We start from the raw sequence: 12,341 nt of genomic DNA on the forward strand, positions 1-12,341 counted from the left end.
TCCGCGGTGATCGCCGCACAGGAACTCGTCGAGCAGGCGCTCGCGCTGTCGACCGTCGACGAGGCGATGGTGCTCGTCACCGACGCGAGCGAGGCGTCGCTGCGCTGGGCCGGAAATTCGATGACCACGAACGGGGTCTCGACGTCGCGGTCCTGGACCGTGCTCTCGGTGATCCGCTCCGACGACGGGTCCGCGAGGGTCGGCGCGGTGACCTCCTCGTCGGTGGACGCCGACGCGATCGTCGACGTCGTGCGGGCCAGCGAGTCCGCCGCCCGGTCCGCGCAGCCGGCCGAGGACGCGATGGACCTGCTGACCGGCGGCGCCCCGGACGCCGGCTGGGCGGACGCCCCGGCGGCGACGGGCGTCGGGGTGTTCGAGACGCTCGTGCCCGGTCTGGCGGACGGCTTCGACGGCGCCGACCGGCTGTACGGCTTCGCGCACCATCAGATGCACAGCACCTGGCTCGGCACCTCGACCGGCATCCGGCGGCGGTTCACCCAGCCGACGGGGTCGATCGAGATCAACGGAAAGCGCGGCGACGCGAGCGCCTGGGTGGGCTCGGCCGGCCTCGACTTCACCGACGTGTCCGTCCCGGACCTGCTGTCGGACCTGTCCCGGCGGCTGGACTGGGCCGCGCGCACGGTCGCGCTGCCCGCCGGCCGGTACGAGACGGTGCTGCCGCCGTCGGCGGTGTCGGACCTGATGATCCCGCTGATGTGGGCGATGGAGGGTCGCGGTGCCCAGGAGGGGCACACCGCGCTCTCGCGCAGCGGCGGCACCCGTGTCGGCGAGAAGCTCACCGACATCCCGCTGACCCTGTACTCGGATCCGCGCGCCGACCGTCTCGCCTACACCCCGTTCGTCGCGACAACGGGGTCGTCCGACACGGTCTCGGTGTTCGACAACGGCATGGACGCCGACCGGGTCGACTGGATCCGCGACGGCGTGATCAACGCGCTGGCGTATCCGCGGGCGGCCGCGGCGGAGTTCGGCGCGCCGGTCGCGGTGCCGGGCGACAACCTGCTGCTCTCCGGCGGGAGCGCCGCGACGCTCGACGACCTGGTGGCCGGCACCGAGCGCGGCCTGCTGCTGACCACGCTGTGGTACATCCGCGAGGTGGACCCGACGACCGCGCTGCTCACCGGGCTCACCCGAGACGGCGTGTACCTGATCGAGGACGGCGCGGTCACCGCGGCGGTCAACAACTTCCGGTTCAACGAGAGCCCGCTCGATCTGCTGCGGCGCGTGACGGAGGTCGGCGCCACCGAGCACACCCTGCCGCGGGAATGGAAGGACTGGTTCACCCGAACCGCGATGCCGCCCATGCGGATCCCGGACTTCCACATGTCGTCGGTGAGCCAGGCCCAGTGAGGGGGAAGTGATGGCGTCGATCGGACCCGAGGACCGCTGCCCCTGCCAGTCCGGAGAACAGTACGGGCAGTGCTGCGGCCGCTTCCACGGCGGCGCCGCCGCCCCGACCGCGGAGCAGTTGATGCGCTCGCGGTACGCCGCGTTCGCAGTCGGCGACGCCGACTACCTGCTGCGGACATGGCATCCGAGCACCCGCCCGACCGACCTCGACCTGGACCTGGACCCCGATCTGGTGTGGCGCCGCCTCGACGTGCTGCGCGGCACCGGCGGCGGCCTGCTCGACGCCACCGGCACCGTCGAGTTCGTCGCCTACTACACCGACCACGGCGAGCGCGGGTCCATGCGCGAGCACAGCCGATTCGTCCGGGAGGACGGTCGGTGGCTCTACGTGGACGCGATGCCGTAGTTCGGCCGACCACCGTATTCCTTCGACAGACAAGGACCGTGATGCGTTTCGGACTGTTCGTACCCCAGGGCTGGCGACTCGACCTGGTCGGCATCGACCCGGCGGACCAGTGGCCGGTGATGCGGGATCTCGCGCTGCGCGCCGACCGCGGGCCGTGGGACTCGATCTGGGTGTACGACCACTTCCACACCGTCCCGGCGCCCACCGACGAGGCCACCCACGAGGCGTGGTCGCTGGTGTCGGCGTTCGCGGCGGTCACCGGGCGGGTGCGGCTGGGCCAGATGTGCACCGCGATGAGCTACCGCAACCCGGCCTACCTCGCGAAGGTCGCCGCGACCGCCGACAGCATCTCCGGCGGCCGCGTCGAGATGGGCATCGGCGGCGGTTGGTACGAGCAGGAGTGGCGGGCCTACGGCTACGGGTTCCCGTCGGCGGGCGAGCGCCTGGGCCGCCTGGACGAGGGCGTGCAGATCTTCAAGCAGGCCTGGAGCACCGGCACCGCGACGCTCGACGGCCGCCACTACCAGGTGGACGGCGCGATCGTGCGACCCCTGCCGTTGCAGGACGGCGGCATCCCGCTGTGGATCGCCGGTGGCGGCGAGAAGGTGACGCTGAAGATCGCCGCGAAGTACGCGCAGTACACGAACTTCGACGGCACCCCCGAGGTGTTCGCCCACAAGTCGGAGGTTCTGCGGCGGCATTGCACGGAGGTCGGCACCGACTTCGGCTCGATCGTCCGGTCCGCGAACTACAACCTGGCGATCGGGCGGACCGAGGCCGAGGTGCGCGAGCGCCTCGAGACCCTGCGCGCCCGCCTCGAACCGATCGTCGGGGCGGAACGGGCCGACGCCTCGCTGGCCGCTTTCCGCGGCATGCCCGCGGTCGGCACCCCCGAGCAGATCGTCGAGAACCTCACCGCGCTGAAGAAGCAGGGCCTCGAGTACGCGATCTTCTACGACCCCGAGGCCGCGTACGACACGTCCGGTCTGGAACTGCTCGAGCAGGAGGTGCTTCCGCACCTGGCGTGAGGCGGTGGGCCCTGGCCCACGGACGGCGCCCCGAGTAACGTCCGCGACAAGGGAAGCTTGTCGTGGACTGGTTCGACGCCGACCAATACTGGCTGGGGCGGCTGCTCTTCAAGGAGGGGCTGGCCGTCATCTACCTCTGTGCGTTCCTCGTCGCCGCCGACCAGTTCCGGCCGCTCATCGGGGACGGCGGCATGCTGCCCGCGCGCCGGTTCCTCGCCGGCGCCCGGTGGCAGCGCTCACCGAGCATTTTCCACCTGCACTACTCGGACCGGTTCTTCGCCGGCGTCGCCTGGACTGGCGCGGGACTGGCGGCGGCCGCGGCCCTCGGGCTCCTGGATCTGCTGCCGCTGCCGCTGTGCATGCTCGGCTGGCTGCTGCTGTGGGGCCTGTACCTGTCGATCGTCAATGTCGGCCAACTCTGGTACGGGTTCGGGTGGGAGTCGCTGCTGCTCGAGGTGGGCCTGCTCGCGGTGTTCGTCGGCAACGCGCACACCGCGCCACCGCTGCTGACGCTGCTGCTGCTGCGGTGGCTGCTGTTCCGGCTCGAGTTCGGCGCCGGGCTGATCAAGATCCGCGGCGACCCGTGCTGGCGCAACCTGACCTGCCTCTACTACCACCACGAAACCCAGCCGATGCCCGGCCCGCTCAGCTGGTACTTCCATCACCTGCCCCGCCCGCTGCACAAGATGGAGGTGGCGGGCAACCACTTCACCCAGCTGATCGTGCCGTTCTTCCTGTTCGTGCCGCAGCCCGTCGCCGGCGGGGCCGCCGCCATCATGGTCGTGACGCAGCTGTGGCTGGTGGCGAGCGGCAACTTCTCGTGGCTCAACTGGCTCGCGATCGTCCTCGGCCTGTCGGTGCTGCCGAACGGGTTCTGGGAGTTCGTCCTCCCGGTGCGGGCCCCCTCCGATCTCGCCCCCGCCCCGATCTGGTTCGCGGTCGTCGTCGTCGCGGTCACGATCGCCGTCGCGGCGCTCAGCTACCGCCCCGCCCGCAACCTGTTCTCCAGCCACCAGATGATGAACGCGTCGTTCGACCCGTGGCATCTCGTGAACACCTACGGCGCGTTCGGGCACGTGACGAAGACGCGCCGCGAGATCGTCCTCGAGGGGTGCCGCGACGAGCACCCGACTGCGGACAGCGAGTGGCTGGCCTACGAGTTCAAGGGCAAACCGGGCGATCTGCGCCGGCGCCCCCGCCAGTTCGCGCCCTACCACCTGCGCCTGGACTGGCTGATGTGGTTCGTCGCGATCTCCCCCGGCTACGGGGCGTCCTGGTTCGGCGGGCTGATCGGGCGCCTGCTCGACGGCGACGCCGCGCTGCTGAAACTGCTTCACCACAATCCGTTCCCGGACGCCCCGCCGGCGGTGATCCGGGCCCGGATGTATCGCTACCGGTTCACCACCCGCGACGAACACCGCGAGAGCGGCGCCTGGTGGGCCCGCACCCTCGAGGCCGAGTTCCTGCCGCCGATGTCGAGGCGCGGGCCACCGTAGGTGTCCGCGCCGACCTGCCGCGGCGGGCCGCGGCTCGCCCGCTCAGCTGCTGCTGCCGAGCGATCCGGGCGACGGATCGACGGGGTACGCCGCGACCCGCATGATCACCGAGCCCTCGCAGGGACCGCTCGCGATGTCGGTGCGCCACGAGCCGACCAGCGTGCCGTCGGGCTGCGGGGTGTAGTACGCCACCGAATGCGCCGGCGCCCACACCTTGGGCACGCCCTCGCCCTGCCAGCAGTCCCACTGCCAGTCGTACGGATGCACCCAACTGGTCCCGTCCCAGGTGTACCGCGCCGGCTGCGGCAGGGTCGGGTTGGCGGGCGCGGGCCCGTCGATCACGGTGGCCACACAGGTCCCGCTCGAACAGTCCGTCTCGAACGTGTAGGTGTCGGCGAAGTCGGGCTCCCACTGCCGCGCCGCCAGACTCGTGCCGGTCTTCGTCGCGGCGAAGCGCTTCACCGAGTACTCGCCGGACCAGGACGGCTGCGCCGCCCCCGCCGGCAGGGCCGCGGCAACCGACCAGATGACGATCAACGCGACTCCCAGCAGCGCTTTTCGCATAGTCGGATTGAAACACGCGACCCGTCCGGCCGGGCGACGATCGGCGATTGGTCCCGGTCCCCGGTCAGGCGCCGACGTACTCCGCGAGGTGCTTGCCGGTGAGCGTCGACCGATCGGCGACCAGGTCGGCCGGGGCGCCCTCGAAGACGACGCGGCCGCCGTCGTGGCCGGCGCCCGGACCGAGGTCGACGATCCAGTCGGCGTGCGCCATCACCGCCTGATGGTGCTCGATGACGATCACCGACTTGCCGGAGTCGACGAGGCGGTCCAGCAGGCCGAGCAGGTTCTCCACGTCGGCGAGGTGCAGACCGGTGGTGGGCTCGTCGAGGATGTACACGTCGCCCTTCTCCCCCATGTGGGTGGCCAGCTTCAGGCGCTGCCGCTCGCCGCCGGACAGCGTGGTGAGCGGCTGACCGATCTTCACGTAGCCCAGCCCGACGTCCGCCAGGCGCGCCAGAATCTTGTGGGCGGCAGGAATCTTCGCCTCTCCCGAACCGAAGAACTCCTCGGCCTGCGCGACGGACATCATGAGTACCTCGCTGATGTCCTTGCCACCGAACTTGTAGTCCAGCACCTCGGCCTGGAAGCGCTTGCCCTCGCACACCTCGCAGGGGGCGGAGACGCCCCCCATCATCGCCAGGTCGGAGTAGACCACGCCGGCGCCGTTGCAGTTGGGGCACGCGCCCTCGGAGTTGGCGCTGAACAGGCCGGGCTTCACGCCGTTCGCCTTCGCGAACGCCTTGCGGATGTGGTCGAGGAGTCCGGTGTAGGTCGCGGGGTTGCTGCGCCGGGAACCCTTGATCGCCCCCTGGTCGATCGACACCACACCGTCCCGCCCGGCCACCGAGCCGGCGATGAGCGAACTCTTGCCCGACCCGGCGACGCCGGTCACCACCACGAGCACACCCAGCGGGATGTCCACGTCGACGTCCCGGAGGTTGTGGGTGTCGGCGCCGCGCACCTCCAGCGCGCCGGTCGAGGTGCGCACCGCCGGCTTGAGCGACGCGCGATCGTCCAGGTGCTTGCCGGTGAGGGTGCCGCTCGACCGGAGCTCGTCCACGGTGCCCTCGAACACGATCTCGCCGCCCTCGGTGCCGGCACGCGGGCCGAGGTCGACCACGTGGTCGGCGATCGAGATCGCCTCCGGCTTGTGCTCGACGACCAGCACGGTGTTGCCCTTGTCCCGCAGCTGCTGCAGCAGGTCGTTCATCCGCACGATGTCGTGCGGGTGCAGCCCGATCGTCGGCTCGTCGAACACGTAGGTGACGTCGGTCAGCGAGGAGCCGAGATGCCGGATGAGCTTGGTGCGCTGCGCCTCGCCGCCGGACAGGGTGCCCGCCGGGCGGTCGAGGCTGAGGTAGCCGAGCCCGATCTCGACGAACGAGTCGAGGGTCTCGCCCAGCGACTTCAACAAGGGCGCGGCCGACGGCTCGTCGAGCCCGCGTACCCACTCGGCGAGATCGCTGATCTGCATGGCGCAGACGTCCGCGATGCTGACACCGTCGATCTTCGACGACCTCGCCTCCGCGCTCAGCCGGGTGCCCTCGCAGTCGGGGCAGATCTGGAACGTGATCGCGCGGTCGACGAACGCCCGGATGTGCGGCTGCATCGCCTCACGGTCCTTGGACAGGAACGACTTCTGGATCTTCGGGATCAAGCCCTCGAACGTCACGTTGACACCGTCGACCTTGACCTTGGTCGGCTCCTTGTACAGCAGATCGTTCAACTGCTTCTTGGTGAACTTGGCGATCGGTTTGTCGGGGTCGAAGAACCCGCAGCCCCGGTAGATGCGGCCGTACCAGCCCTCCATGCTGTAGCCGGGGATGGTGAGCGCACCCTCGTTGAGGGACTTGCCGTCGTCGTACAGCGCGGTCAGGTCGAAGTCGGAGACCTTGCCCATGCCCTCGCAGCGCGGGCACATGCCGCCGGTCACGCTGAAGCTGCGACGCTCCTTGACGGTCCGGCCACCCTTCTCTACCGAGATGGCCCCCGCCCCGCTCACCGACGCGACGTTGAACGAGAACGCCTGCTGCGAGCCGATGTGCGGCGTCCCCAGCCGGCTGAACAGGATGCGCAGCATCGCGTTGGCGTCGGTGGCGGTGCCGACGGTGGAACGCGGGTTGGCGCCCATCCGCTCCTGGTCCACGATGATCGCCGTCGTCAGGCCCTCGAGCACGTCCACGTCCGGCCGCGCCAGGGTCGGCATGAAGCCCTGCACGAAGGCGCTGTAGGTCTCGTTGATCATCCGCTGCGACTCGGCCGCGATCGTGCTGAACACCAGCGAACTCTTGCCCGAGCCGGACACGCCGGTGAACACCGTCAGCCGGCGCTTCGGGATGTCGACGCTGACGTCCTTGAGATTGTTCTCGCGCGCGCCGTGCACCCGGATCAGGTCGTGGCTGTCGGCGGCGTGCAGCGTCGGGGACTGCGGGTCCGTGCTGGTGGCCATGCTCATCGTGTCTCCCTCTGTCGCCTCCGGAACCCGTGGCCGCGCGCGGCCACGGGTTCCCTGTCTACCCGAAATCGCCGTCACACCGACGGCGTCGCCCACGTGAACCCGTCCGGGTCGGTGAAGTCTCCGGCGTCGCCGCCGATGACGATCCCGTGTGATCCGGTTCCGTCCGCCGGAACCCCGGCGTCCTTCGCGAGGGCCCGACGACCGTAGAGCGCCAGCTTGACGTTCTTCGGTTCGGTCGCGAACTCGACGTACTTGCGGCCGTAGCTCTTGGCCACCGCGAGCCCGCGGTCGACGTAGAACTGCTTGCTCGCCTTGACGTCGTCCACGCCGAGCAGCAGCACGATGTCGTCGAACCGGCGGTCGGCCGGTCCGGTGTTCTTCTTCGACGATGTGGCGACCTTCCAGATCGCCCCGTCCGGGGCCTGCACGACGCCGCCGTAACCCCAGAACCCCTTCTTGGCCGGCTTCAGCGCGGCCGCGCCGCCGTCCAGGGCGGCGCCGATGAAGGCGTCGACGATGCTCGGCTGCGACACCACGAGGGACAGGGTGTAGCCGCGGAATCCGGTGGTCGGCGACTGCGCGGCGCGGACGCGGACGTGATCGCCGACGCCGAACGCGGCGTAGAAGGTCTCGGCGGCCGCCGTGTCGGTCACGTCGAGGGTGACGGTCTGGATGTCGGTCATCTCAGTTCACCTCGTTGATGCGGATCAGGTTGCCGGCGGGGTCCCGGACGGCGCAGTCGCGGATGCCGTACGGCTGCTCGATCGGCTCCTGGACGATGTCCGCGCCGTTGGCCTCCAGCTTCGCGAAGGTCTCGTCGAGGTCCGGGGTGGCCAGGGTGAGGATCGCGTACGTCCCCTTGGCCATCATCTCGGTGATCATGCGGCGCTCGTCGTCGGTGATGCCGGGGTCGGCGGCCGGCGGGTGCAGCACCAGGGACACCGCGGGCTGGTCCGGGTGGCCGACGGTGATCCAGTACATGTCGTTGTAGCCGACCTCCTTGCGGACCTCGAACCCGAGGATGTCGCGGTAGAAGCCCAGGGCGGCGTCGCGGTCGTTGTGCGGGAGGAATGCCGAGTGAATGGTGATGTTCATGGGAATCACGCTATGCGCGGCCCGCGGCGGACGCTTCTCGATTCCTGATCGGTCTGGTGACCTGCTTGGTGACGCACGACGGCATCTCCGCAGCGGGGCGCTCCTGCTCCCGGTAGACGCTGGGCGGGACGCCGACGAGTTCGGTGAAACGGGTGCTGAACGTGCCCAGCGACGAACAGCCGACGGCGAAACAGACGTCGGTGACGCTCAGGTCCCCGCGGCGCAGCAGCGCCATCGCGCGTTCGATGCGCCGCGTCATCAGGTACGCGTACGGGGGCTCCCCGTAGGCGAGCTTGAACTGCCGGCTGAGGTGGCCGGCGGACATGTGCACGCCGCGGGCGAGCGCCTCGACGTCCAGCGGCTTCGCGTACTCCCGGTCGATCCGGTCGCGCACGCGGCGTAGCAGCGCCAGGTCGCGCAGGCGCTGCGCCTCGTCGGGTCTGCTGGTCACCTGCAAAATCGTGCCACAAGTCTCGGTGGTACCGCACGGTCTGCGTAGCGTGGCGACCTGCCTGCCGGGGAGTCGTGGGGCGCAACTCGAACCCGAAATCGACTCCCCGCCAATCCATTCCACCCGGACTCCGCTCGCGGTCACAGGCGCTGACCTGTACGACTCGAGTCCAGGCGCAGGGGCCCGCGCCACTCGGCACGGGCCCCTCGGACCGGCCCGGCTCGAACGGGCTGCCAACCAGTCTGGGGCGCACTCGTCCGGAGCCTGCGCGCCTTGGGCGGGACACCCAGCAACCTACGGCGGCACGGTGCGGACCCGCAACGGAATCTCCGGTGGCCTCGCCGCTCGGCCTGCCGTCACGCGGGGGCCGTGACTGCCAGGCCGACCACCCCCTTGATCCTCGGCGAATACCCTTCGCGACCCCCGGAGCGCCCTAGTCACGCTAATGGCAGTTAGCGCCATCACTGAATCGGGAAGTCGCGTCGGCAATTTCGCCACAACAGTGCGTCCACGGCCCAGCCTCCGGTATGGATTCGTTTCGTCACGGTGACACTTTGGACCGCCCGGTCGGACATACAGAACTGTCGGTTCCACTCGGTAGGCTCACCCGATGGATGCGAGAGGAGCACGGGTGTGAGTGAACAGGTCGACACGGTCAGTGTCGTGCCCGCTCTGCCTGCCGTTCCCGAACGCCCGGCAGTAACATCCGAGCCCGGGCCCGAACCCGCCGCCCCGGTGCTGTCCGCGTCCGCCGAGGCCCGAATCGTCGCCGCACTCGAGCAGCGGCACTCTCCCTCGACCGCCCGGAACTATCGCACGGATTGGGACAAGTTCCGCAGCTGGTGCGCGGAGCGCGGGCAGGTGCCGATGCCGGCGCACCCGCATACCGTCGCCGACTATCTCACCGAGCACGCCGAGCAGCGCACCGACACCGGCGAACGCAGGTACGCGACGAACACGCTCACCCGATGGGTGGCGTCGATCAACTACTGGCACCGAGCCTGCTCCCGCCCCGCGCCCGGCCAGGCTCAGATCGTCAAGGACACGCTGGCCGGCCTGCGCCGCACCTACGCCGCCGCCGGTGAGCGCCCGACCAAACGCGTTGCGCCACTGTTGGGGGACGAGATCAGCTACATCCTCACCACGATGCGGCAGAACGCGCAGACGTGGCAGGACCAACTGCGCGAACGCCGCGACTCGGCGGTCATCCTGATCGGATTCCTCGGCGCCTTCCGCCGCTCCGAACTGTCCGGCCTGCAACTGCGCGACATCACCCTCCACCCGCAGGACGGGCTGCACATCCTGGTGCGCCGATCGAAGACCGACCAGGTCGGCGCCGGCATGGTCAAGGCCACCCCGTTCGCGGTCGGGCACCGCGCCTGCCCGCCGTGCGTGTACCGACGGTGGCTCGACGTCGTCCTCGCTCACCATCGGGACGGCCGCGACGGCATCGCCCAGTTACTCGGCGCCCCCGACACGTTCGGCACGCACATCTGCCACGTCCCCTACCCTGAACTGCTCCCCGACGTCGCGACCGCGCCGGTGTTCCGGCCGCTGCGCGTGAACGGGAACATCGGCGACGGCGCCCTGACCGGGCAGGGCATCCACGGGGTGATCCGCCGTGCCGCCGGCGACGCCGGACTCTCCCCCGCCAAGATCGCGAAACTCGGCGGGCACTCCCTGCGCGCCGGGTTCGTCACCCAGGCGTTCCGCAACGGCGCCCAGGCCCACGAGGTCATGCGGCAGACCGGGCACAAGAACCCCGCCACCCTGGAAATCTATGCACGCGAACACAATCCGCTCACCGGGAACGCGGTCGCCCGCTTCGAGATCTGATCCACCGGGGCAAGGGCCGGTGGCCGCACGATCGGATACCGCTCAGCGTTCCCCGCCGACCGTCACGACCAGGCCCACGGTGCCGGACCGTCCGCGACGCAGCAGGCTGCCCTTGACCAGGAGCCATCCGAGGATGCGGTACTTGTGGATGATCGCCGCGCGGGTGTGCTCGGTGTCCGCGTCGTCGAGGACGGCGGCGGTCGCGTCGACCTGCGGGCCCTTGGGGTTGCCACGGGCGTCGCATGCGCCCACGGTGACTCGCGGCGTGTGACGGATCCGCTTGACCTTCCACGACTTCGTTTCGGTCCATATCAGCATTCGGTCGCCGTCCATCGCCGCCCAGACAGGGGTCGGTACTCCGGAACCGTCCTTCCGGAACGTGGTCAGCAGAACGTACTTCGCGGCACCGATCTCCGTCAGTGTGGCTGTCATGCGACCAGCGTACGACCCGGTGCGCGCACGGATGAACGACAAGTGAATATCGGCGGGATTCCGGCGATTTCGGTTGAACGCTCGTCCATCCTCGGGTTTGCTGTGACATCGTGACCGAGATGAACCCGATCGGCCGCCGCCGCTTCCTCACCGGAGCCGCCGTGGCTGGTGTCGCCGTCCCGATGCTGGCGTCGACACCCACCGCGTCCGCCGCCGCGCCGTCCGACACCGGCAAGTTCGCCTTCCCGACCGGATCGAACGTGAGGGTTCTGGTCACCGGCGACGCCGGCACCGGCACCCCGGCGCAGTGGGCGGTCGCCGACGCGATGCGCAAGGTGCACAGCACCGAGCCGTTCGGGATGGCACTCGGGTTGGGCGACAACATCTACGAGGCCGGACCGAACGGCGACCGCGACGTCCAGTTCGCCACCAAGTTCGAGGACCCCAACCACGGCCTGGACTTCCCGTGGGTGATGGCCCTCGGCAACCACGACAACAGTGCGGTGTTCCCCGGTGACGGGGGCTGGCTGCTGCGCGGCAACGACGAGGTGGACTACCACCGGACCTCCCGCAAGTGGTGGATGCCCTACCGCTACTACTCGGTGCGCGTGCCCGAGGAGAACCCGGTCGTCGAGTTCTTCGTCCTCGATCTCAATCCGGTCGCCGCCTACCTGCCGCCCCTGTTCGTGCCGTACTGGGCGGCGGACGGACAGTTCATGAACGAGCAGCGCGCCTGGTTGGACGCGGCGATCGCCGCGTCCCCGGCGAAGTGGAAGATCGCGTGCACCCATCACCCGTACCTGAGCAACGGGTCGCACGGGGACGCCGGCCAGTACGACGGTATCCCGCTCGAACCGATGAACGGCATCCACGCCAAGCGCTTCTACGAGGACCACGTCGTCGGGCGCTGCCAGTTCATCCTCGCCGGGCACGATCACTCGCTGCAGGTCCTCGAACCGACCGTGGAATCGAAGGGCACCCGGCAGATCGTCTCGGGCGCGGCCGGGAAGAACAGTCACGGCAAGTCCAGCCGGCCGGACCGGGCGAACCTCTACCAGAACTTCGACGACCTCGGCTTCATGGTCATGGACCTGTCCCCGGACTCGGTGCGACTGCGGGCGTACACCGTGGACATCCCCACCGCCGAGCCGAAACTCGCGTTCGACCGCCGGCTGTAGGCGCTTTGCCGCCCCGAGTTCGACGA

12 protein-coding genes are annotated in these 12,341 nt (G+C 69.7%); 6 read left to right on the forward strand and 6 right to left on the reverse strand.

All coding sequences use genetic code 11. From position 1 onward, the window contains the following. Window positions 1–6 precede the first annotated feature (6 nt). The 4 genes from EGT67_RS14625 to EGT67_RS14640 all read left to right on the forward strand — a co-directional run bounded on the left by EGT67_RS14625 (window position 7) and on the right by EGT67_RS14640 (window position 4,301). Complete coding sequence (locus tag EGT67_RS14625) at window positions 7–1,371, forward strand: metallopeptidase TldD-related protein (RefSeq protein WP_127916990.1); 1,365 nt, start codon at window positions 7–9, stop codon at window positions 1,369–1,371. A 10-nt stretch (window positions 1,372–1,381) separates the two neighbouring features. Next, a complete protein-coding gene (locus EGT67_RS14630) occupies window positions 1,382–1,777 on the forward strand; it encodes a YchJ family protein (protein WP_127916813.1) in 396 nt (131 codons plus the stop codon). Between the two features lie 41 nt (window positions 1,778–1,818). After that, window positions 1,819–2,805 (forward strand): LLM class F420-dependent oxidoreductase, encoded by a 987-nt coding sequence (locus tag EGT67_RS14635; RefSeq protein WP_127916814.1) that lies wholly within the window; start codon window positions 1,819–1,821, stop codon window positions 2,803–2,805. 62 nt (window positions 2,806–2,867) lie between these two features. After that, complete coding sequence (locus EGT67_RS14640) at window positions 2,868–4,301, forward strand: lipase maturation factor family protein (RefSeq protein WP_127916815.1); 1,434 nt, start codon at window positions 2,868–2,870, stop codon at window positions 4,299–4,301. 42 nt (window positions 4,302–4,343) lie between these two features. Here EGT67_RS14640 and EGT67_RS14645 read toward each other — a convergent pair whose 3' ends face one another. The 5 genes from EGT67_RS14645 to EGT67_RS14665 form a co-directional block, all read right to left on the reverse strand. Next, on the reverse strand, window positions 4,344–4,865 hold the full coding sequence (locus EGT67_RS14645; protein ID WP_127916816.1) for an Rv2253 family sensor-like surface protein: 522 nt from the start codon (window positions 4,863–4,865) through the stop codon (window positions 4,344–4,346). 64 nt (window positions 4,866–4,929) lie between these two features. Further along, window positions 4,930–7,320, reverse strand: coding sequence for an ATP-binding cassette domain-containing protein (locus EGT67_RS14650; protein ID WP_127916817.1), 2,391 nt, complete (start codon window positions 7,318–7,320; stop codon window positions 4,930–4,932). 74 nt (window positions 7,321–7,394) lie between these two features. Next, a complete protein-coding gene (locus tag EGT67_RS14655) occupies window positions 7,395–8,006 on the reverse strand; it encodes a VOC family protein (RefSeq protein WP_127916818.1) in 612 nt (203 codons plus the stop codon). Between the two features lies 1 nt (window position 8,007). Beyond that, on the reverse strand, window positions 8,008–8,418 hold the full coding sequence (locus EGT67_RS14660; protein ID WP_164877571.1) for a VOC family protein: 411 nt from the start codon (window positions 8,416–8,418) through the stop codon (window positions 8,008–8,010). 10 nt (window positions 8,419–8,428) lie between these two features. After that, on the reverse strand, window positions 8,429–8,869 hold the full coding sequence (locus EGT67_RS14665; protein WP_127916820.1) for a helix-turn-helix transcriptional regulator: 441 nt from the start codon (window positions 8,867–8,869) through the stop codon (window positions 8,429–8,431). A gap of 633 nt (window positions 8,870–9,502) precedes the next feature. Here EGT67_RS14665 and EGT67_RS14670 point away from each other — a divergent pair. Next, on the forward strand, window positions 9,503–10,705 hold the full coding sequence (locus EGT67_RS14670; protein ID WP_127916821.1) for a site-specific integrase: 1,203 nt from the start codon (window positions 9,503–9,505) through the stop codon (window positions 10,703–10,705). Window positions 10,706–10,747: 42 nt separating this feature from the next. Here the strand turns inward: EGT67_RS14670 and EGT67_RS14675 are convergent, their stop codons facing one another. Then, window positions 10,748–11,137 carry a PPOX class F420-dependent oxidoreductase gene (locus tag EGT67_RS14675; protein WP_127916822.1) on the reverse strand — a complete coding sequence of 130 codons (390 nt, stop codon included), beginning with the start codon at window positions 11,135–11,137 and terminating at the stop codon, window positions 10,748–10,750. A gap of 110 nt (window positions 11,138–11,247) precedes the next feature. On the opposite strand from EGT67_RS14675, the gene EGT67_RS14680 reads away from it, so the two are divergent. Further along, window positions 11,248–12,315 carry a metallophosphoesterase gene (locus EGT67_RS14680; protein ID WP_127916823.1) on the forward strand — a complete coding sequence of 356 codons (1,068 nt, stop codon included), beginning with the start codon at window positions 11,248–11,250 and terminating at the stop codon, window positions 12,313–12,315. The last annotated feature ends 26 nt before the right edge of the window (window positions 12,316–12,341 follow it).

Origin of the sequence: Prescottella agglutinans, assembly GCF_004011865.1 — a bacterium.
GTDB classification, from domain to species: Bacteria; Actinomycetota; Actinomycetes; order Mycobacteriales; family Mycobacteriaceae; genus Prescottella; species Prescottella agglutinans.

Bases quoted from the DNA above. Each gene is read 5' to 3' on its own strand.
- EGT67_RS14650 (WP_127916817.1), bottom strand. From the start codon at position 7,320: ATGAGCATGGCCACCAGCACGGACCCGCAGTCCCCGACGCTGCACGCC.
- EGT67_RS14645 (WP_127916816.1), bottom strand. From the start codon at position 4,865: ATGCGAAAAGCGCTGCTGGGAGTCGCGTTGATCGTCATCTGGTCGGTT.
- EGT67_RS14660 (WP_164877571.1), bottom strand. From the start codon at position 8,418: ATGAACATCACCATTCACTCGGCATTCCTCCCGCACAACGACCGCGAC.
- EGT67_RS14655 (WP_127916818.1), bottom strand. From the start codon at position 8,006: ATGACCGACATCCAGACCGTCACCCTCGACGTGACCGACACGGCGGCC.
- EGT67_RS14675 (WP_127916822.1), bottom strand. From the start codon at position 11,137: ATGACAGCCACACTGACGGAGATCGGTGCCGCGAAGTACGTTCTGCTG.
- EGT67_RS14630 (WP_127916813.1), top strand. From the start codon at position 1,382: ATGGCGTCGATCGGACCCGAGGACCGCTGCCCCTGCCAGTCCGGAGAA.
- EGT67_RS14635 (WP_127916814.1), top strand. From the start codon at position 1,819: ATGCGTTTCGGACTGTTCGTACCCCAGGGCTGGCGACTCGACCTGGTC.